Source organism: Ruegeria sp. BG9 (assembly GCF_056538305.1).
This window is the reverse complement of sequence record NZ_JBQFSY010000004.1, coordinates 297,692-316,822: the sequence shown is the minus strand read 5'-3', so window position 1 is coordinate 316,822 and position 19,131 is coordinate 297,692. Positions and strand designations below refer to the sequence as shown.

The window sequence follows — 19,131 nt, the reverse complement described above, 5'->3', positions numbered from 1 at the left end:
TGGCCCCCTGCCCCGCCCACCAAAGCCGAGGTTCCCGGATATGACGCAACTCCCCCAATCCACTGATCGCAAAATGGGCCTCGTCATCGACTTGGATACCTGCGTCGGCTGCCACGCCTGCGTGATTTCCTGCAAAGGCTGGAACACTGAAAACTACGGCGCACCCTTGTCTGATCAGGATGCCTATGGCGGCAACCCCTCGGGCACATTCCTGAACCGTGTCCACTCCTACGAGGTCACTCCGGCCGAGGGCCCCGCCCAACTGGTCCACTTCCCCAAATCCTGCCTGCATTGCGAAGACGCACCCTGCGTCACGGTCTGCCCAACCGGGGCCAGCTACAAACGCGTCGAGGATGGGATCGTGCTGGTCAACGAAAGCGACTGCATCGGCTGCGGCCTCTGCGCCTGGTCCTGCCCCTATGGCGCGCGGGAAATGGATGTGGCCGAGGGCGTGATGAAGAAATGCACCCTCTGCGTCGATCGCATCTACAACGAAAACCTGCCCGAAGTGGATCGGGTGCCGTCCTGCGTCCGCACCTGCCCAGCCGGAGCGCGTCATTTCGGGGACCTCGGCGATCCTAACAGCGACGTCAGCAAGCTGGTCGCTGAACGGGACGGCATGGACCTGATGCCCGAAATGGGCACCAAACCCGTCAACAAATACCTGCCGCCCAGACCCAAAGATCAGATCGAGGACCAGATTGACATTCTGGCCCCACTTCTGGTCCCCGTCGCGGAAGAGCCCAAAGGGTTCCTCGGCTGGCTTGACAAAACTCTGGAGAAGCTCTGATGCATCCGGCCCCTTCCGTTATCATCTTCACCACACTGTCCGGCCTCGGCTTTGGACTGCTGTTCTTTCTAGGCCTCGGAATGCCAGACGTTACGGGCTGGGTCGCCTTTGTCTTTTTCCTGATTGCCTATGGGTTGGCCGTCGGCGGATTGCTGGCGTCAACCTTTCACCTCGGTCACCCAGAGCGTGCTTGGAAGGCGTTAACGCAATGGCGCTCTAGCTGGCTCAGCCGCGAGGGCTGGTGCGCGGTGATCGCACTAGTCCTGATGGGCTTGTTCGCAATCGGTTCAGTTTTCATGGGCGAACGCTGGAGTCTTTTGGGTTGGCTCGGCGCGTTGTTCTCGCTCGCCACGGTGTTCACCACGTCGATGATCTACACCCAGCTCAAGACGATCCCCCGTTGGAACATGAAACTGACACCGGCCATGTTCCTCAGCTTCAGCCTGGCCGGAGGGGCGTTGATGGCCGGTCAAACCTCGGTCGCGCTGCCTTTGCTGTTGATCGCCGCTCTGGTGCAGATTCTGTATTGGCGTCAGGGGGACAAGGCGCTTGCCAGCTCGGGGACTGACCTTGGGACAGCGACAGGATTGGGTCAGCGCGGGTCGGTGCGTGCGTTTGAGCCTCCGCATACCGGAACCAACTACTTGCTACGAGAGTTCGTCCACGTGGTTGGCCGCAAACATGCCGAGAAGCTGCGGATCATCTCGTTCCTGTTGGCCTTTGCGCTGCCTGTCGTGTTCATCGCGATTCCGTTGGAAGGGCTCGCGCTAAAACACCTGCTTGCGCTGCTGGCAGTGGTTTCTCACCTGGCAGGGGTTGCCGCGTCACGCTGGCTGTTCTTCGCGCAGGCGGAGCATGTGGTTGGGCTCTACTACGGCAAACGTTGAGCACCTTTGCAGCAAACGAAAAAGGGCGGCGCTCGATATTCGAGGCCGCCCTTTTCATTAGAACGTCTAGTTTAGATCAGTCCTGCATGCGCCATCGCGGCTTCGATCGCAGTCTTGGTGCTGTCTTCCAGTTCAGTCAGAGGTGAGCGAACTTCGGTGCTGCACAGGCCCAGTTTACTCAGCGCGTATTTGGCGCCGACTAGGCCGGGCTCGATGAAGATCGCTTCGTGCAGAGGCATCAGGCGGTCCTGATAGTCCAATGCCTTGGCATAGTCGCCCGCCAGCGTGGCCTGTTGGAACTCGGCGCAGAGTTTCGGAGCAACGTTGGCCGTAACGGAGATGCAGCCCACACCGCCATGCGCGTTGAAGCCCAGAGCGGTGGCGTCTTCGCCCGACAGCTGACAGAAGTCGGCGCCACAGCTTGCGCGCTGCTGGCTGACGCGCGCCAGATCGCCCGTCGCGTCTTTGACACCGACAATCCGTGGCAGCTTTGCCAATTCACCCATGGTCGTGGGGGTCATGTCGATGACCGAACGGCCTGGGATGTTGTAAATGATGATCGGAATCTCGGCGCAATCGTGCAGGGTACGGAAATGGGCCAGCAGGCCTGTTTGGGTCGGCTTGTTGTAATAGGGCGTGACCACCAGCGCCGCATCGGCCCCGACATTCTTGGCAAACTGGACGAATCGAACTGCCTCGACCGTGTTGTTCGAACCTGCGCCCGCAATCACCGGGACCCGGCCTGCTGCAGCTTTGACCACTTCGGCCACGACGGTTTCGTGCTCTTCATGGCTCAGCGTCGGGCTTTCGCCGGTGGTGCCCACGGGAACCAGACCGGTCGAACCTTCCTTTATCTGCCACTCTACCAAGTGTTTGAGCGTATCCAGGTCCAACTCGCCGTTGCTGAACGGGGTGACGAGGGCTGGCATTGAGCCTTTGAACATGGGTCGCGCTCCTTGAAGTGCGGTTGCAGTATTTGCGCCATCCTCGCTCACGTTTTTGGCTTTGTGAGTTGATACTGGCGGCGCAAGGTTTATCCTGAATGGCTCTATCCTCGGTTGGTTGGGAAATGCAAGGGATGACACGCGTTCTGGCCTTTTTGGCAACAGTGATTCTGTGTATTGGGATGCAGGCAAGCGCCGCGCGGGCCGATGCGGCCGGTGATCTGCGCGCCGGGCTAGCCGAAATGCGCAAAGGTGACTGGAACGAAGCGCTAGCGGTTTCTGGCGCACGCGGCTCGGTTACGCGTGACATCATCGTGTGGCACTGGCTGCGAGAGGGCTTTGGCAGCTCAGGCGATGTGCTGGTGTTTCTTGAGCGTCGCCCCGACTGGCCCGGACTGGCCTGGTTGCGCCGCAAGAGCGAGCCGTCCTTTACCGGGGCTGATCCGGATCGAGTGGTGAACTTCTATGCCGATCAGCCACCGCAAACGGCCGAAGGCGCGCTCAACTATGCGGTCGCTCTGAAAGCCAAGGGTCGGATTGGGGACGCCGAGGCAGATATCGTCACAGCCTGGCGCACCATGCCCATGGGGTCAGGGTTGCAGAAGGACTATCTTGAGAATTTCGGCAAATTGCTGAAACCGCACCACACAGCGCGACTGGATCGGATGCTGTGGGACAATCACTTGGTCAGCGCCGGGCGTATGCTGCCTCTGGTCAGCGCGGATCAACGCAAGTTGGCGGAAGCCCGCATTGCCCTTCAAAAACGCGAACCGGGCGTGGACGGTAAGATTTCTGCCGTACCCAAGGCTCTGGCAGGGTCTCCGGGACTGGCTTTTGATCGCTTTGTCTGGCGCGACAAGAAAGAGCTGGACGACAGCGCCATTGATTTGATGCTGGCACGCTCAACTGGCCCGGACGCCCTAGGTGAGCCCGACAAATGGGCTGAGGGGCGACGCCGACTGGCCCGGCTTGAGATGCGACAGGGCAGTGCGGCCCGCGCCTATGAGGTTGCTGCCAATCACCACATGACGCCCGAGATGGGCTATGGCTATGCCGATCTGGAATGGTTGGCCGGGTTCCTGGCTTTGCGCAAGTTGAACGACCCGGCAACGGCGGTTCGGCATTTCCAGAACTTCGAAGGCGCGGTGAAGTCTCCGATCTCACGAGGTCGTGCTGGTTATTGGCTGGGTCGCGCCTACGCGGCACAAGGGGATGCCGAGAAAGCCTATGACGCTTATGCCATGGGCGCAGACTATCAAACGTCATTCTACGGCATTCTGGCAGCCGAGCAGATCGGGCGACCGTTCGACAGCACCCTCGCCAACCCGCCCCGCGCCGCGCATTGGCGGCAAGCTGAATTTGCGAACTCCAGCGTTTTGGAGGCCGGTCTGCTGCTGCTAAAGGCAGGGGAGGACAATCTCTCAGAACGGTTTCTGACCCACCTGGTCGAAAGCCTTGATACAGCGCAAGCCAATCAGCTGGGCGATCTGGTCATCGAGTTGAAAGAGCCGCATCTGGCCGTGATGATCGCCAAACGCGCCGCGACCACGGGAACAGTTCTGCCCGCAGCCTATTACCCCGTGCATCCGGTCGCAGATATCGGCCTGCCTATGGCCAAAGAGATGACATTGGCCATCGCCCGGCGTGAAAGCGAATTTGATCCGGTGGTGATCAGTGGCGCAGGCGCGCGAGGCTTGATGCAGGTGATGCCAGCGACCGCGAAATTGGTCGCGCAGGAGCTGGGCATCCTTAGCGGACATCAGACCGGACGGCTGACTACGGACTGGGAATACAATGCCAAGCTGGGGGCCAACTACCTGTCCAGCCTTGCGGCGGATTTCAACGGCAATGTGGTCATGATGGCTGCCGGGTATAACGCCGGACCGCGGCGGCCGATCTCATGGATGGAGCGCTATGGCGACCCTCGCGCCGGTGAGGTGGATGTGGTCGACTGGATCGAGACCATCCCTTTCAGCGAAACGCGCAACTATGTGATGCGCGTGACCGAAAGCCTTCCGGTCTACCGCGCGCGTCTTGGGAAACCAGCCCTGCCCGTGCCCTTCTCGCAGGAACTGACCGGATCAACCCTTGCGGCGTTCGCGCCATAGGGTGAACAGCCCCGCAGCAACAACCAGCCCTGCGCCGATGACGACCTCGGGGCGGAGGACCTCGTTGAAGATTGCGATACCAAGGATCGCGACCCATACTAGATGGAGGTAGGCAAAGGGCTGCACCGCACTGGCCTCGGCCGCCTCATAGCATTTGATCAGCAACCAATGGCCAAAGGCCCCGCTGACACAGAGCGTTGCCATCCAGGCCCAGTCCGCCTTTGCCATCGGCTCCCAGAACCACATGCCGACTAGCGTCATGGCAACGGCACCGCTGACGCCGGTCCAGAAAAAACTGGTGGCGGCGCTGTCCTGACGCGCGGCATAGCGGGTGAGCAGTGAATAGACCGCAAACAGAAAGGCCGAGATCAGCGGAATGATCGCCCACGGGTTAAACACGCCGACCCCCGGTTGCAGGATGATTAGCACGCCGACGCAGCCGACCCCGATCGCCGTCCAGCGTCGCCAACCCACGCTTTCACCCAGAACCGGGCCGCTGAGGGCCGCGACCAAAAGGGGGTAGCAGATAAAGACCGCCATACTGTTTATCAGACCCAGCTTGGTGAAGCCGAAAACGGCGACACAGATCTCAGTCACCAGCAGAACACCACGAAAGATCTGGAGTTTCGGCTGATCGGTGCGCGCCGCAGCCTTCAAGCCACCCGGAGCGCGCGCCGCCAATGCGATCACAAAAGCGGCGAAGAACCAGTAGCGGACCATTACCACCATATAGGTGTTATACGTCCCGGCCAGATGGCGCGAGATCCCGTCTTGTAGGGCGAAAACCACCGTCGAGGCGACCATCAGCGCGATCCCGGCCGAGATATTGTTCTGCTGCGTCACGCTTTCACCGCCCGTGTCATATGCCGTTTGCGACCGTAGCCGGGTGCGCGAGTGACCGAGAAACCGGCCTCCTCCAACCCGCGGCGGACAAAGCCTGCCGCGGTGTAGGTGGCCGCGGTGCCACCCGGTGCCGTGTGATCGGATACCTGCTGCATCAAATCCGCGCCCCAGAGTTCGGGGTTTTTGGCGGGTGAGAAGCCGTCCAGAAACCACGCATCGGCCTTGCCGGTCCAACCGGGCAACGTCTGACGCGCGTCGCCCTCGATCACCTCAAGGTGCAGCGTGTCGAACTGACAGGACCCACCGCGCCATCGCGACAGGAAGCGGTCGGCCCAGGGTTGCACCTCGGGGAAAGCGGCCAAGGCGCGCGCCATATCCTCGGGGGCCATGGGGAAGGCCTCAAAACTGGTGAATCGCAGCGGAGTTGTCTGGCCTGCGGCCTCCCACGCGGACCAGGCGGTCAGCAGATTCAGGCCGGTGCCAAAGCCCAGTTCGGCAATATGAAACCCTGGCGCAAAGCGCGCAGGCAGATCGTTGCCCGACAGAAAGACATGCTGCGTCTCTTCTAACCCGTTTTGCAACGAGAAATATGGGTCATCGAACTGGTCCGAAACCGGAATCCGGTCCTCTCTCCATGTCAATTCGGCGTGCTGGTCTGCCATCGGGGAATCCTGTAGCTAAGCGGCGCGACACTGAACAAGGAAGAGGGGTTTGGCAATGGTCGATGTGACGGTACACGGCGCTGGCATTTTTGGCCTGTCCATCGCCTGGACCTGCGCCCGACGCGGCGCGAAGGTGCAGGTTGTCGATCCCTTTGGCCCCGGCGCGGGCTCCAGCGGAGGGTTGGTCGGCGCCCTGGCCCCGCATGTGCCCGAGAATTGGAATGCCAAGAAGGCCTTTCAGTTCGACAGCCTGATCATGGCCGAACCCTTTTGGGCGCAAGTCGAAGCAACCGGAGGGGTCTCAGCCGGCTATGGGCGTCTGGGGCGTCTTCAACCCATCATGGATGAGCGCAGCCTGCAACTGGCGCACCAACGGCACGCCACCGCGCAAGAGCTGTGGCAAGGTATGGCCGAATGGCAGGTGCTGCCCACGTCGGAGGCAGGCCAATGGTGCCCGCCCAGCCCGACCGGCTATGTCATCCACGACACCCTGACCGCGCGGATGCATCCACGCCGAGCCTGTGCCGCGCTGGTTGCGGCGCTCTCGGTCATGGGGGTTGAGGTGGTCGCTGAGGCCCCGGACAAGGGCCATGTGCTGCATGCAACAGGTGTCGCCGGGTTGCAGGAGCTCAGCCAAAGCTTCGGGAAAACTGTTGGCAATGGCGTCAAGGGCCAAGCGGCATTGCTTCGCTTTGATGCGGGCGCGGTGCCGCAGCTTTTTGCAGATGCGATCCATATCGTGCCGCATGCAGACGGCACGCTTGCCATCGGCTCGACCTCGGAGAGGGACTATGATGATCCAACCAGCACCGACGACGCGCTTGAAGATGTGATCGACCGCGCCACTCGCGCGGTTCCCGTGCTGCACGGAGCAGAGGTGATCGAGCGGTGGGCAGGCGTTCGCCCCCGCAGCAAAAGCCGCGCTCCGATGCTGGGCGCGCACCCGCTGCACGACGGTCAGTTCATCGCCAATGGCGGCTTTAAGATCGGCTTTGGCATGGCCCCGAAAGTGGCCGAAGTAATGGCGGACCTGATGCTGGACGGTCGAGCTGAAATCCCTGCGGACTTCCGGCCAGAAGCATCACTCTGACCGCGCTTCTGCTTGCATGCACTGTCGCCCGTCGGGGCCTCTAACCCACAGGTCCGTCCCGTTGCGGCAGAGTGTGGCCGTCTCGAAGTGTAAAAGCGGCGCGGTTGCCCGGAAAGAGAAACGGGTCAGCGGGCCGATCACCTCCTCAGCAAACAGCATCAGCAGTTGCGCCAATAGCGGCCCGTGGACAACCAGCCCGCCATACCCTTCGACATCGCGCGCATAGTCCAGATCGTAGTGGATCCGGTGGCCGTTGAAGGTAAGCGCGGAGTACCGGAACAACAGGGTGCTGTCGAAGCTCACCTCACGTCGGTCTGTTTCGTCACGACGCGCCACGGGCGGCGTTGGCTTCACCTCGTCCAGAGCGGGATCTTCGCGATAGACCAGATCCTGCCATTCGGTGACGCGGAGCGCATCATGCTGCCAGATCTCATGCTTGAGCGTGACAAACCCCAACGGCCCAGTGCGCCCGGTTTTTCGGCTCTGCTTCTCGAGAACGGAATGCCGCTGTGCCTCTGCGCCTGCCCGCAAGGGGGTATGGAAGTGCAACCGCCCCCCGGCCCACATCCGGCGCGGCAGGCCCATGTCCGGGATCAGATCAATCCCGACCCGAGGGTGCCCATCGCGCCCCAGATCAGACGGCGTGCGCGGAGACCAGAAATAAAGCTGATGAAAGAACGGCGGCAACGCAGAACCGTCAGAGATCGTAGGCTCCACCCCCAGCGCAACCTGCAAGGCCGCTGCCCGGGCCGGGTCCATCACATCGCTTTGCCGATCCTCATGCATACCGTATCCGCCTAAAGACGCCCGACCTCAGCCCGCAGTTTTTGCATCAACGCATGTATGGTCTTTTCGTAGCGCTCACTTGTCAGCCGTCCCCCGTCGTCAAACGCGTTGGAGCTGTCGGCCAGATGGACCTCGGGGCCTTGCAGAATGCGCGGTTGGAACGGCACCAAATAGGCGCGAAGGACCATCTGGGCGCGCTCCCCTCCGGCCCGACCCGCCGCGGCGGACATCACCGCAACCGGCTTGTCGGCCCAAGGTTTGCCCGACGTGCGGCTGACCCAGTCCAGAGCATTCTTCAGCACGCCCGACGGCCCCTTGTTGTATTCCGGTGTGGATATAATCACCGCATCCGCTTGCGCGATCTGGTCAGCCAGCGTTTGCACGGCGGCTGGGATGCCCTCACCCTCTTCCAGATCCCCATCATAGAGGGGCAGGTTCAAATCCGCTTCGACAAAGCTGGCAGGATCAAAAAGGCGTGCCGCCTCTCGCAGTAGTTTACGGTTTGTTGCTGACTGACGCAGGGAACCGGACAGGCCAAGAAGGGTCGGTTGGGACATTGCGGGAAACTCCGTTTCAGTGTTTCCCAATAGGTAGACCGAGACGCGCCCGATCCAAACCCCATTTCTTGCACAGATCGTGCGCGCAAAAGGGCAGCCCTAAGACCGCCCGCAATGCACATAGAATTACGAGTTTGCGCTGGGTACGATGACGATCTCGACCCGCCGGTTCTGCGATTTGCCTTCCGGCGTCAGGTTCGAGGCAACCGGGTTGTTTTCACCACGTCCGATGGTGACGATCCGGCTGTAGTTCACACCGTTCGCCTGAAGGACGTCAGCAACCGCATTGGCGCGACGCTCGGACAGGCCTTGGTTGTAGGAGGCCTCGCCATCACTGTCGGTGTGACCGATGATCTGCACGTTCGAGTTCGGATAGTTCACGAGGTTCTGACCAACTCGCACCAGATCGGCGCGCAATGCCGGGCGGACCGTCGCACTGTCAGTGTCGAAGGTGATGTCATTGGGAACGGTCACAATCAACCGGTCGCCCGCGTTGACAATGGTGATCCCATCATTGGCCAGCTGCTGACGCAATTCTGCGGCCTGTTTATCAAGTTGGTTGCCGATCAGGCCTCCGCCAGCCGCGCCGATCGCACCGCCTGCCACCGCGCCCAAAAGAGGGTTCGAATTATTCGCGATTGCGCCGACACCAGCACCAACCAAACCACCCAAAACCGCGCCCTGCTTGGCATTCTGATTCGGATCGGAGGGCAGGTTCAACGTGCCCGGATCGGTACAGGCCGCCAGAGTCATGGCCGAGCATAGCCCGGTTGCCAGAAAAAACTTGGAAATCGTCATAGTATCACCTTCTGCTCGGGCACCCGTTGATCGGGTTTGCCTTGTTGCAGATCAGTATATCACGGCAGCGTTGCGCGGGCTCAAGCAACAAAGCGGTGAAGTCGGCGAATCCCCGCCCATACTTGTTCAGACGGTCTGCGCGGCCGGATCTTTGCCCTCCTGCTCGTTCCACAAATCCCGGAGCGAACTGCCTTGGCCACGGAAACTCTGGCCCGTGTCTTCACAGGCCCAGATACGGTCCGTCCGGAAATGCCGGAACCCGCCCCGCAGCTCGCACCACCCGGCCAGCATCGTGCATTCGATGTGGTAGATCAGAGCCACAGGCCGAATGACCCGTTCCGAGCGTTCGCCCGCACCGTTGACATAGGTGATGCGCAGTTTCTGCTCGGCCCGTATCGCTTCGCGGTAACTGGCCACAGGGATGCATCCTTTCGCGGGATCATCAACCGGCGCACCCCAGGTCGAGACCTGCAGCCAATCGGCAGGACAATGGAGCGCGTCGATCTTGTCACAGATGCGCCGCGCTGCCCGTTGCAGATGACTGTCCCCGGTGCGCGCCAGCATCGACAGCCCGACCCACAGCGCCTCAACCTCTTCGGCGTCGAAATTCAGTGGCGGCAGATCATAGCCGCGCCGCATCAGATAGCCCACGCCTGCCTCGCCCTCGATCGGTGTGCGCTGCGCCTGTAGCTCGGCAATATCGCGGTAGACCGTGCGCGTGGACACCTCGAGCTTTTCGGCCAGTTGATCGGCCGTCACGGGCGCATCTGCGGCCCTGAGCATCTGGATGATTTCGAACAACCGGGTCGAGCGGCTCATGTCGGGGTCTCCTGTCAAACTGCTGACAGCCTAGCACATCCCCCTGACAAGGGGGTGTCAGGAGTGGTGCGCGAGATTGGGTCAGATTTCAAAAAATCGGAGGCCCGATATGCCCAATCTGGACAACCATGTTCTGATGCATCTGAAACTTGAACGCTGGTCGCAGGATCACACCCTTCGCGCCTATGAGATCGAGCGTGAACTAGCCGCAGATCGACACCGCGCACAACCCGCGCGCCGCAAAAGATCGCGTAGGTTTTCTCTCGGGAACCTGAAACTGTTGTGGACCAACGTGGCCTGAACCTAGAAATCCGCCTTGGCACGAAACTTCATCGCAACGCCCCCTTCGGGGCTTTTCAGGCGCAATTCCTCGGAATGCAACATGAGGCGTGGGAAATCGCGCGCTGCGCCTTCGGCGTAAAACGGGTCACCCAGAATCGGGTGGCCCAAGGCCAGCATGTGAACACGCAACTGATGCGAGCGGCCGGTTTTCGGAAACAGACGTACGCGCGTCGTATCACCTTCGTATCTGACAACACGCCAATCGGTGACGGCCTGTTTGCCCGTGTTATGGCACACCATCTGGCGCGGTCGGTTCGGCCAGTCGACGATGAGCGGCAGATCAACCGTGCCCGTCTTGGCCTCCAGCCGCCCCCAAACGCGGGCTATGTAGATTTTACGGGTTTGGCGCTGCTCGAACTGCATGCTCAGATTGCGTTGCGCGTGGGGCGTCTGCGCAAAGACCATCACGCCCGAGGTATCCCGGTCCAACCGATGCACCAACAGGGCCTGCGGAAACACCGCCTGCACGCGGGTCATTAGGCAATCCGCCAAATGCGCACCACGCCCCGGCACCGACAACAAGCCCGAGGGCTTGTTCACCACAATCAGTTGCGCATCTTCATGCAGCACATCCAGCGGTGTCTGGGGGGGATCGTAGGTCTCGCTCATGCCCGCGTGCCTATCCCACAGCGCCACTTCCCGCAACGTCGTCCTTGCGTGCGGCGCGCGTATCGTGAACCGTTGAGGTAAAGAGGGGGAGAGGTCATGCATCCAACAATCGAACGTATGCAAGAGGTTGTCGCCAAAGGGGATGAAGCCCTCATTCACGCGCTTTTGGCCGAGGACGTAAGCTTCATGCCGCCCACATACTACAGCACATGGACCGGCCGCGCGCCGGTTGCCGCGGTGTTGGGCCATGTGGGCAAGGTATTTTCCGACTTCCGCTACCGGCGGATCATGGGAAGCGGCAATGACTGGGCGCTGGAGTTTCAATGCAAGGTCGGAGATCTGGACGCGGTCGGCGTGGACCTCATCACGCTGAACGACGACGGATTGATCCAGCAGTTCGAGGTTGTGATGCGCCCTCACAAGACCATTGGTGCCCTGCGTGAAGCGATGATGGCCCGTGTGATGACCGACCCCCGGTTTCTGGAATTCAAATCCGCCCTAAGCTGATCATGTCAAATCCGCTTGCCGCCGATCAGATTCTGCGTGTGCCCCTGCTGCCGGTTCTGGCAGCTCAGGGCTTGGCTGTGCGCCGCAAGGCCCAGCTGCTGCCGGAACCAATCGGTCCGCGCGAAGGGCGAACCGGCCGAGGGCCACGCTTGCGCCTATTGATCGCGGGCGACAGTTCTGCCGCCGGCGTAGGCGCGGGCACACAGGATCAGGCGCTTTCAGGCCGTTTGGTCAAACACTTGGCGCGGCATCACTCGGTCGAATGGCGGCTCGAGGCGACAACCGGACACACGACACGAGACACGCTTGAGAGGTTGCAAGCGATTGATGGCACATTCGATGCGGTTGTGACAGCGCTCGGCGTAAACGACGTGACCCGAGGCGTGACCTACGCCCGCTTCGTCGAACGGCAAAACCAGTTGGCCAGGATATTGACCCAACGCTTCGGTGCGCGACGCGTTGTGGTGACAGCAGTGCCACAAATGAATCGGTTTCCGTCCCTGCCCCATCCTTTGGCATGGGTATTGGGTCGACAATCCGAGCGCCTGGATCGTGGTCTGCAACAGGTCGTTGCCGCCCATCCGCAACTCCGACACTTGTCGCTGGATTTACCGGATGATCCGGCACTGGCTGCACCGGATGGATACCACCCCAGCCCCAAAACCTACGCGATTTGGGCTGAAAGCGCCGCGCGTCTTCTGCTTCAGGCCTGAGCCCGCGCCTGTCGGATCATCGGGATCGAGTACACCACAAGCGCCGCCCAGATCAGAGGAAAGGCAATCATACGGCCCCGGTCAATCTGTTCTCCGAACACGGCGACTGCGGTGATGAAGATCATGGTGGGCGCGATGTATTGCAGGATGCCCATCGTCGACAGCCTGACGAGTTTGGCCCCGTTGGCATAGACCAGCAAAGGCACCGCCGTCACGACACCAGCGCAGGACAATAGGAACGTATCCGATGCCAACACCCCGAAATGCCCAGTCCCTTGAAACGCCAGCCAGGTCACATAGGCGATCGCCGGGATCAAAAGGATCAGAACCTCAAGCAGAAACCCCTGATTGGGGCCAATCGGCAGAGACCTTTTGAAAAAGGCATAAAACCCCCAACTCACCATCAAACCCAGCGCTGCCCAGGGAAGACGCCCAGCCTCGACCACCAGAACCAAAACGCCCAAAGCTGCCAGACCGACGGCCACCAGTTGCATGCGCGTAAGCGGTTCTCGTAATAACACAGCGCCCAAGGCGATGCTGAACAAAGGGTTGATATAATACCCGAGCGCCGCATCCAACGCATGGCCGGTTGAGATCGCCCAGACGTAGATCGCCCAGTTCACCGAGATCAGCGCCGCCGTCAAAGCCGCCATTCCCAACATCTTGGGATTGCCCAACGCCGCCCTAAGGTCTCGGGTCCGCCCCAGAATGACCAGAAGAAGCCCTGCCACCGGCACCGACCAGATTACCCGATGCGCCACAACCTCGACCGGGCCAATATGGCTAAGCGCTTTCATATAAAGTGGCAGGAAACCCCACATGACATAGGCAGAAACCGCCAGCACAAACCCTTTTGGAGTGTCCGCATTCTGTGAAGGTGAGGAGGCAGTCGCCACGAGAAATCTCCGATAAGTATCGGACCCATTTACGGCAGTTCCGGAAGGGTTGAAAACTCTGAAAACAGTGAAGTCGCACATAACGAATTGTGATGGGTCGACTTCGAAACCGCGCTTTTGAGCGAGGCTCTGCCTCGCGCTCCGGGATATTTTTAGCCAGATGAAGACTGGATCCCCTGCTTCATCTGGCCCTAAATATCCCGGGGGAGTCGCGGCTTGCCGCGGCGGGGGCAGAGCCCCCTGCTCTGCGAGTTAAACTTTCACGCGCTCGGACTTGGGATCATACATCGGCTTCAAAGACGCCTCGGCCTTCACTTTGACACCACAAACGTCGATCTCGTAGCTCGATGCCAGAACACCCGCAGCTTTTTCGCCTTCGCACGGCACATAGCCCAGACCGATAGCACCACCCAGAGTGTGTCCGTAGTTGCCGGAACTCAGGTAGCCGACATACTCTCCATCGCGCACAATTGGTTCGTTGTGGAACAACAGCGGCTCGGCCTCGGTCAGTTTGAACTGCACGAGACGGTTTTTGGGACCAGTCTCTTTGCGCGCAATCACGGCTTCGCGGCCGATGAAGTCACAGCCCTTGTCGACCTTCACGGCAAAACCAAGCCCGGCATCAACCACGTGGTCTTCACAGGTGATGTCATGCCCAAAATGGCGGAAGCCCTTTTCGATGCGGCAGCTGTCCATCATGTGCATTCCACACAGCTTAAGCCCCATATCCTGCCCGGCTGCGTGCAGCGTCTCAAACGCATGTCCTGCCATGTCAGAAGAGACATAGATCTCCCAACCCAGCTCTCCCACATAGGTGACGCGGTGCGCGCGGGCGAGGCCCATGCCAAGCTCGATCTCTTGCGCGGTACCAAATGGGTTGGCCGCGTTCGAGAAATCGTTGGGCGAGACCTTTTCGAGCAAAGCGCGTGCGTTCGGTCCCATGATGGCCAGAACGCCTTCGCCGGCGGTCACATCTGTGATGACGACGTTGAAGTTGCTCGCATTGCGCTGCATCCATGTTTGATCCGACAGACGGGTCGCGGCTGGCGTGACGACCAGATAGGCGGTCTCGGTCAGGCGGGTCACGGTTACGTCGGCCTCGATCCCGCCAGTGCGGTTCAGGAACTGAGTGTAGACAATCTTGCCATTCGGCACTGAGTAGTCACCACCGCCGATGTAGTTCATGAATGCCTCGGCATCCGGACCTTCAACACGGATTTTCCCGAAGGAGGACATGTCATACATGCCGACATTCTCGCGCACAGCGCGGTGTTCTGCGGCAGAGTTTTCGAACCAGTTTTGACGCTTCCAGCTATATTGATATTCGCGTTCCTGCCCGTCATTGGCGAACCAGTTGGCGCGTTCCCAACCGGCCAATTCCCCCATGACCGCGCCTTGCTCCAGCAGGTGGTGGTGGAACGGAGTTCGTCGCACTCCGCGCGCGGTGGCTTTCTGACGGTACGGGAAGTGATCGGCATATAGCAGGCCCAGAGTCTCTTTCGAGCGCTCGAACAGGTACTGCTTGTTGCCTTGGAAGGGCTGCATCCGGCTGATGTCGACATCGCCCAGATCAAACGGCTTCTTACCGCTGTCCATCCATTCGGCCAACGCCATGCCCGCGCCACCGGCCGACTGGATACCGATCGAGTTGAAGCCTGCCGCAACCCAGACATTGTCCATCTCGGGCGCAAGACCCAAGTGATAAGCATCATCGGGAGTGAAAGATTCCGGTCCGTTAAAGAAGGTATGAATCCCGGCTTCGGCCAGCATCGGCATACGATTCACCGCCGCTTCGAGGATTGGTTCAAAATGGTCGAAATCCTCGGGCAGTTGATCGAACTCAAAGCTGTCGGGGATACCATTCATGCCCCAAGGCTTGGCGTTCGGTTCAAAAGCACCCAACAGGATTTTGCCCGCGTCTTCCTTGTAATAGGCGCATTCATCAGGGACGCGCAGAACCGGCAGCTGAGTCAGGCCATCGATGCCCTCGGTCACGATGTAGAAATGCTCACAGGCATGCAGCGGAACGTTCACGCCCGCCATGCGACCCACTTCGTGGCCCCACATCCCGGCGCAGTTCACCACCATATCGCATTCGATATGGCCCGAGGCGCTGCCGTCGTCGGCCACCCAGTCGACGCCGGTGACCTTGCGTCCTTGTTTGACGACATCGGTGACCTTCACACGCTCTTTCACAATGCCACCGCGCTGGCGCGCACCTTTGGCCAGAGCAAGCGCGATATTCGCCGGGTCACCCTGCCCGTCCAGCGGCAGATACACAGCCCCTTTGACGTCTTCGATATTTAGATGTGGATACAGCTCGGCCACGCGCTCGTTCGAGATCTCTTCGACCTCAACGCCAAAGGCGCGGGCCATGGCGGCCTGGCGGTAAATCTCTTCCTTGCGCTCTTCAGTCAGCGCAACGGTGATCGAACCACAGCGTTTGAAACCTGTCGCAACACCGGTTTCTTCCTCAAGCGAGCCATAGAGTTCCTGACTGTACTTCGCCAGCTTGGTCATGTTCGCCGTCGCGCGCAGCTGGGCGATCAGACCAGCCGCATGCCAGGTCGTGCCGCTGGTCAGTTGCTTACGCTCAAGCAGCACAACATCTTTCCAGCCCTTCTTGGTCAGGTGATAGGCAACCGAGCATCCGATCACGCCGCCGCCGATGATGACCACGCGGGCCTTGCTGGGAAGATCAACCATAATGCAGACTCCGTTCGTTCAGGTTTGTCCCTGAATGGCATGAAAAATCGGCGCGGAATCTATCAAAAACGTCATCGTATCCGCAAAAATCATCTCTGCGCGGCTTGTCTCTTTTGTTGGCGCATCACAAAGGGCGTCACGCCGAAAAAACTCCGGTAAACTGATGAGAACCCGTTCGGGAAACCGCAGGCCAAACCTATTTCGCGCACGCTCATGGTGGTATTCAGTAAAAGGTTGTTCGCTTTGGCCAGCCGCATTTCACGATAGAACCCGTTGGGTGTGGTGCCGAAGAACGCTTTGAACTTCCGCTCAAGCGATCGATTCGAGATATTCAGACTGTCCACAAGGTCCTGGATCGGCAAAGGGTCTTCGATGTTGGCCTGCATCAGCTTGATGCACTGATCCAGTTTCTTGTCCCCAGTCGCGGTGTTTTTCGCGCCCGAGAACGGCTGCATCGACGAAAAATCGCGGATATTTTCATGCAGCATGACGTCCGCCACGGTCAATTGCGTGGGCCCCGAGATATGCCGCCCGATCACGACCAGTGCGATATCGGTGGTGGCCCCCATACCTGCACAAGTGACGACTGCGCCGCGCTCGGTTGCGATGGACAGTTTCGCTTCGAACCGTGCACCGCGCTCACGCAGGAATGAGGCGTTTTCCCAATGAGTTGCCAGATCGGCTGTACCTTGCTCGTCGATATACCGGCTTGCCGCCTCGGCCAACAAAAACACCTGCGCGCCGCGATAGGTATAGTTCGACACCACCCGACCCAAAGATAGGTCGGGGTGATCCGGGTCCGAATTGCCGATCACAAACAGATAGGTGGCATCGGGTTGGTTCGGGATGGTTTCGGTCTGGACCGTTGCGTCGCTGCTGCTTGCCACCGGACCGCCACGCAGGGATCGGTAGGTATAGGTGAACGGCGGTGTTGCAGACACCCGATTGGAAATCCGCAGAACATCCACCAGCGACGCGAGTTCCAGCAGCACAAAGCCCGGCGCGACCAGAATGTCGAAATGCACGGGACTGGTCTGACGCGTGTCGGAGGCTGGCGATGGTGTCTCGGACATACCGTTCCCTTGTCGGTTCAGACGATCCGATGACCGGCTGATTCCAGGCGACGCGCGAGGGCCTCGATATGATCCGGGCCGATCTCGCAGCATCCGCCAACGATTGTTGCGCCTTGCTCGACCCAGGCCATCGCGTGGTCGGCATAGGCCTCGGGGCTGAGATCGTGGCGCTGTGCGAGACTATCAACCGTGGGGGCGTCTTGCAAAAACCCCTCGGCGATATGGGTGAAGCCGTTGGCATAGGCGCCGTAGGGCAGCCCCATCCCTGACAATATCTCAAGCCCGGCTGGAACCGCTTCAGGACGGGTGCAGTTGATCAGCACGGCTTGCGGTTTGTAGCGCTCGACCAAGGGAGCAATCTGATCCAACGGCTCACCGGATCGCAGACGCGTTCCGTCCTCATCCATCGGAGACAGGGCCAGCCACACAGGTTTCCCGCAGCCAGCAGTGCCCCTCAGGGCGCCTTCGGCCTCCATCACCGACGAGACGGTTTCGATCAGGATCAGGTCCACACCATCCCCCATAAGCGCGACCAGTTCAGCGAATTTGCGTCCGGCCTCCTCCGGATCAGGCTCGAGATCGGGTCTGTAGGAGGCCAATAGCGGCCCGAGCGCTCCGGCAATGCGCCCGCCATTCCCTGCGCGCGCCAGATCGGCCTGAGACACGGCGGTGTGGATCAATTGCGCCAACTGGTCCTCGATCCCTTCGCGCACAAGGCGCGAGCGGTGGACGGCATAGGTGTTGGTTGTCGCAACTGTGGCCCCGCGCCGGAAGTATTCGGCATGAACCTCGCGCACCAATTCCGGTTGATCCATCATCACCCGCGTCGACCAGAGCGGCGTCGGTTGATTACCGCTGCGATTGACCAGCTCCTGCCCGATCGAGCCATCTAACAGAGTAATTTCGGCCATGTCATAAACTCCTTACGGGATCAGCACCAATTTCCCCGGCAACGCTTTGGATTGGAAATCCTCTTGTGCCTTAGCAATATCCCTTAGGGGATAGGTGCGGGAAATCAAAGGCTTGATCCGACCGGCATTCATCAGCTCAGCCAGACGGCCAAACACCTCAGGCGATTGGTGAGTGCAGCCGTGAATGGTAATATCGCGCAGGTAGATGTCGCGCAGATCGGCCTGCACCATCGGGCCTGCAATCGCACCTGATACAGCGTAGTGCCCGCCGGGTTTCAGGGCCAGCACGAGGCGCGCCCATTTAGGGCCTCCAACCACGTCAATCGCGACGTCGAACATGTCTGCAGGTAACGCAGCATCGCGATCAAAGGTCTCAACCGCGCCTTGGGATTTCACAACCTCGGCCTTGGCGGCACCGGTTATGCCCCAGACGGACGCGCCGCGCAGGCGGGCCAGTTGCACCGCCGCCAGACCGACACCGCCCGAAGCGCCCGTGATCAGCACCTTGTGGCCAGCGGTGACCCCGGCGCGGGTCAAAAGGTTCTCGGCCGTGCCAAAGGCGCAGGGAATGGCCGCGATCTCGGTATCTGACAATGGCGAGGCAGAGACATCGTAGAGATCATTCGCTTCGACCAGACAGTATTGGGCAAAGGCGCCATCAATCTCAGAGCCTAAGGCAATAAACCCCTGTGGATGGCCAGGTCGCGGGCGCGGCAGATTGATCGGGCAGGTCACGCGCTGACCGGGTTGAAACCCTGAACCCGGACCGGCTGCTTCGACAATGCCGCACAGGTCGCCGCCTTGAATTCGAGGGAATTGAAGCGCGCCGCCCCACCCTCCGGCATCGATATCCTGATCGACGTCATCGGTGGCCCCGGTCACGTCCGAAGAGTACCACCCGACCCGCGTATTGATATCGGTGTTGTTGACCCCGGCAGCTGCGACGCGGACCAGAACCTGCCCGGGACCGGGCGTTGGAACGGGAATATCCTCGCGCCACTGCAAAGCCTCCGGCCCGCCGTGATGAGTGAGGTAAACGCCGGACATATGTGCAGGGATCGTCATTTCAGCCTTCCGATTTGGACTTTGG

General features: G+C 60.4%; 20 protein-coding genes. 7 read left to right on the top strand and 13 right to left on the bottom strand.

Annotated elements, in window-relative coordinates:
• Positions 1-40 precede the first annotated feature (40 nt).
• Together ACR0I8_RS09285 and ACR0I8_RS09280 are read left to right on the top strand one after the other, a co-directional pair.
• The gene (locus tag ACR0I8_RS09285) at positions 41-790 is read left to right on the top strand and encodes a 4Fe-4S dicluster domain-containing protein (protein ID WP_170690641.1); all 750 of its coding nucleotides are present in this window, start codon (positions 41-43) and stop codon (positions 788-790) included.
• A complete protein-coding gene (locus tag ACR0I8_RS09280; RefSeq protein WP_170690643.1) occupies positions 790-1,677 on the top strand; it encodes a DmsC/YnfH family molybdoenzyme membrane anchor subunit in 888 nt (295 codons plus the stop codon). Before ACR0I8_RS09285 ends, ACR0I8_RS09280 begins: the two co-directional genes overlap by 1 nt.
• Positions 1,678-1,748: 71 nt before the next feature.
• Here ACR0I8_RS09280 and dapA read toward each other — a convergent pair whose 3' ends face one another.
• Positions 1,749-2,621 (bottom strand): 4-hydroxy-tetrahydrodipicolinate synthase, encoded by an 873-nt coding sequence (gene dapA / locus ACR0I8_RS09275; RefSeq protein WP_170690644.1) that lies wholly within the window; start codon positions 2,619-2,621, stop codon positions 1,749-1,751.
• Between the two features lie 134 nt (positions 2,622-2,755).
• On the opposite strand from dapA, the gene ACR0I8_RS09270 reads away from it, so the two are divergent.
• Positions 2,756-4,729: a lytic transglycosylase domain-containing protein gene (locus ACR0I8_RS09270; RefSeq protein ID WP_170690645.1), complete on the top strand. Its 1,974-nt coding sequence runs from the start codon at positions 2,756-2,758 to the stop codon at positions 4,727-4,729.
• Here the strand turns inward: ACR0I8_RS09270 and ACR0I8_RS09265 are convergent.
• Positions 4,703-5,572 carry a DMT family transporter gene (locus ACR0I8_RS09265; RefSeq protein WP_425083556.1) on the bottom strand — a complete coding sequence of 290 codons (870 nt, stop codon included), beginning with the start codon at positions 5,570-5,572 and terminating at the stop codon, positions 4,703-4,705. The two genes, ACR0I8_RS09270 and ACR0I8_RS09265, sit on opposite strands and share 27 nt — an antisense overlap.
• Positions 5,569-6,234 (bottom strand): tRNA (5-methylaminomethyl-2-thiouridine)(34)-methyltransferase MnmC2, encoded by a 666-nt coding sequence (gene mnmC2, locus ACR0I8_RS09260; RefSeq protein WP_170690647.1) that lies wholly within the window; start codon positions 6,232-6,234, stop codon positions 5,569-5,571. Before mnmC2 ends, ACR0I8_RS09265 begins: the two co-directional genes overlap by 4 nt.
• Positions 6,235-6,289: 55 nt before the next feature.
• Between mnmC2 and ACR0I8_RS09255 the strand changes: the two genes are divergently transcribed.
• Complete coding sequence (locus tag ACR0I8_RS09255; RefSeq protein ID WP_170690649.1) at positions 6,290-7,324, top strand: NAD(P)/FAD-dependent oxidoreductase; 1,035 nt, start codon at positions 6,290-6,292, stop codon at positions 7,322-7,324.
• Here ACR0I8_RS09255 and ACR0I8_RS09250 read toward each other — a convergent pair.
• The 4 genes from ACR0I8_RS09250 to ACR0I8_RS09235 all read right to left on the bottom strand — a co-directional run bounded on the left by ACR0I8_RS09250 (position 7,316) and on the right by ACR0I8_RS09235 (position 10,284).
• Complete coding sequence (locus ACR0I8_RS09250) at positions 7,316-8,110, bottom strand: FAS1-like dehydratase domain-containing protein (protein WP_170690651.1); 795 nt, start codon at positions 8,108-8,110, stop codon at positions 7,316-7,318. The genes ACR0I8_RS09255 and ACR0I8_RS09250 overlap by 9 nt on opposite strands.
• Positions 8,111-8,121: 11 nt before the next feature.
• Complete coding sequence (locus tag ACR0I8_RS09245) at positions 8,122-8,667, bottom strand: NADPH-dependent FMN reductase (RefSeq protein ID WP_170552461.1); 546 nt, start codon at positions 8,665-8,667, stop codon at positions 8,122-8,124.
• Between the two features lie 126 nt (positions 8,668-8,793).
• Positions 8,794-9,465 (bottom strand): YiaD family glycine zipper/OmpA-like lipoprotein, encoded by a 672-nt coding sequence (locus tag ACR0I8_RS09240; RefSeq protein ID WP_170375492.1) that lies wholly within the window; start codon positions 9,463-9,465, stop codon positions 8,794-8,796.
• A 126-nt stretch (positions 9,466-9,591) separates the two neighbouring features.
• A complete protein-coding gene (locus tag ACR0I8_RS09235) occupies positions 9,592-10,284 on the bottom strand; it encodes a helix-turn-helix transcriptional regulator (RefSeq protein ID WP_170375494.1) in 693 nt (230 codons plus the stop codon).
• A gap of 109 nt (positions 10,285-10,393) precedes the next feature.
• On the opposite strand from ACR0I8_RS09235, the gene ACR0I8_RS09230 reads away from it, so the two are divergent.
• Positions 10,394-10,585 (top strand): hypothetical protein, encoded by a 192-nt coding sequence (locus ACR0I8_RS09230; RefSeq protein WP_170375523.1) that lies wholly within the window; start codon positions 10,394-10,396, stop codon positions 10,583-10,585.
• 2 nt (positions 10,586-10,587) lie between these two features.
• Here the strand turns inward: ACR0I8_RS09230 and ACR0I8_RS09225 are convergent, their stop codons facing one another.
• Entirely contained in the window at positions 10,588-11,235 is a 648-nt protein-coding gene (locus tag ACR0I8_RS09225; protein ID WP_170375525.1) for an RluA family pseudouridine synthase, read from the bottom strand.
• A 96-nt stretch (positions 11,236-11,331) separates the two neighbouring features.
• Here ACR0I8_RS09225 and ACR0I8_RS09220 point away from each other — a divergent pair, with 96 nt between their 5' ends.
• Positions 11,332-11,742 (top strand): nuclear transport factor 2 family protein, encoded by a 411-nt coding sequence (locus tag ACR0I8_RS09220; protein ID WP_170375527.1) that lies wholly within the window; start codon positions 11,332-11,334, stop codon positions 11,740-11,742.
• Between the two features lie 2 nt (positions 11,743-11,744).
• Entirely contained in the window at positions 11,745-12,455 is a 711-nt protein-coding gene (locus tag ACR0I8_RS09215; protein WP_170690653.1) for an SGNH/GDSL hydrolase family protein, read from the top strand.
• Here ACR0I8_RS09215 and rarD read toward each other — a convergent pair.
• The 5 genes from rarD to ACR0I8_RS09190 all read right to left on the bottom strand — a co-directional run bounded on the left by rarD (position 12,446) and on the right by ACR0I8_RS09190 (position 19,106).
• Entirely contained in the window at positions 12,446-13,351 is a 906-nt protein-coding gene (rarD, locus tag ACR0I8_RS09210; protein WP_480703054.1) for an EamA family transporter RarD, read from the bottom strand. The genes ACR0I8_RS09215 and rarD overlap by 10 nt on opposite strands.
• Positions 13,352-13,603: 252 nt before the next feature.
• A complete protein-coding gene (locus ACR0I8_RS09205) occupies positions 13,604-16,057 on the bottom strand; it encodes a GcvT family protein (protein ID WP_170690656.1) in 2,454 nt (817 codons plus the stop codon).
• Positions 16,058-16,146: 89 nt separating this feature from the next.
• Positions 16,147-17,130 (bottom strand): GlxA family transcriptional regulator, encoded by a 984-nt coding sequence (locus ACR0I8_RS09200; RefSeq protein WP_170375533.1) that lies wholly within the window; start codon positions 17,128-17,130, stop codon positions 16,147-16,149.
• A 17-nt stretch (positions 17,131-17,147) separates the two neighbouring features.
• A complete protein-coding gene (locus ACR0I8_RS09195) occupies positions 17,148-18,041 on the bottom strand; it encodes a homocysteine S-methyltransferase family protein (RefSeq protein ID WP_170375535.1) in 894 nt (297 codons plus the stop codon).
• A 12-nt stretch (positions 18,042-18,053) separates the two neighbouring features.
• A complete protein-coding gene (locus tag ACR0I8_RS09190; protein WP_170690658.1) occupies positions 18,054-19,106 on the bottom strand; it encodes an alcohol dehydrogenase family protein in 1,053 nt (350 codons plus the stop codon).
• Between the last annotated feature and the right edge of the window lie 25 nt (positions 19,107-19,131).

Excerpts from the sequence above, each read along its gene's own strand:
- ACR0I8_RS09285 (WP_170690641.1), top strand. The coding sequence starts at position 41 with ATGACGCAACTCCCCCAATCCACTGATCGCAAAATGGGCCTCGTCATC.
- ACR0I8_RS09280 (WP_170690643.1), top strand. The coding sequence starts at position 790 with ATGCATCCGGCCCCTTCCGTTATCATCTTCACCACACTGTCCGGCCTC.
- dapA (WP_170690644.1), bottom strand. The coding sequence starts at position 2,621 with ATGTTCAAAGGCTCAATGCCAGCCCTCGTCACCCCGTTCAGCAACGGC.
- ACR0I8_RS09270 (WP_170690645.1), top strand. The coding sequence starts at position 2,756 with ATGACACGCGTTCTGGCCTTTTTGGCAACAGTGATTCTGTGTATTGGG.
- mnmC2 (WP_170690647.1), bottom strand. The coding sequence starts at position 6,234 with ATGGCAGACCAGCACGCCGAATTGACATGGAGAGAGGACCGGATTCCG.
- ACR0I8_RS09255 (WP_170690649.1), top strand. The coding sequence starts at position 6,290 with ATGGTCGATGTGACGGTACACGGCGCTGGCATTTTTGGCCTGTCCATC.
- ACR0I8_RS09250 (WP_170690651.1), bottom strand. The coding sequence starts at position 8,110 with ATGCATGAGGATCGGCAAAGCGATGTGATGGACCCGGCCCGGGCAGCG.
- ACR0I8_RS09245 (WP_170552461.1), bottom strand. The coding sequence starts at position 8,667 with ATGTCCCAACCGACCCTTCTTGGCCTGTCCGGTTCCCTGCGTCAGTCA.
- ACR0I8_RS09240 (WP_170375492.1), bottom strand. The coding sequence starts at position 9,465 with ATGACGATTTCCAAGTTTTTTCTGGCAACCGGGCTATGCTCGGCCATG.
- ACR0I8_RS09235 (WP_170375494.1), bottom strand. The coding sequence starts at position 10,284 with ATGAGCCGCTCGACCCGGTTGTTCGAAATCATCCAGATGCTCAGGGCC.
- ACR0I8_RS09230 (WP_170375523.1), top strand. The coding sequence starts at position 10,394 with ATGCCCAATCTGGACAACCATGTTCTGATGCATCTGAAACTTGAACGC.
- ACR0I8_RS09225 (WP_170375525.1), bottom strand. The coding sequence starts at position 11,235 with ATGAGCGAGACCTACGATCCCCCCCAGACACCGCTGGATGTGCTGCAT.
- ACR0I8_RS09220 (WP_170375527.1), top strand. The coding sequence starts at position 11,332 with ATGCATCCAACAATCGAACGTATGCAAGAGGTTGTCGCCAAAGGGGAT.
- ACR0I8_RS09215 (WP_170690653.1), top strand. The coding sequence starts at position 11,745 with ATGTCAAATCCGCTTGCCGCCGATCAGATTCTGCGTGTGCCCCTGCTG.
- ACR0I8_RS09205 (WP_170690656.1), bottom strand. The coding sequence starts at position 16,057 with ATGGTTGATCTTCCCAGCAAGGCCCGCGTGGTCATCATCGGCGGCGGC.
- ACR0I8_RS09200 (WP_170375533.1), bottom strand. The coding sequence starts at position 17,130 with ATGTCCGAGACACCATCGCCAGCCTCCGACACGCGTCAGACCAGTCCC.
- ACR0I8_RS09195 (WP_170375535.1), bottom strand. The coding sequence starts at position 18,041 with ATGGCCGAAATTACTCTGTTAGATGGCTCGATCGGGCAGGAGCTGGTC.
- ACR0I8_RS09190 (WP_170690658.1), bottom strand. The coding sequence starts at position 19,106 with ATGACGATCCCTGCACATATGTCCGGCGTTTACCTCACTCATCACGGC.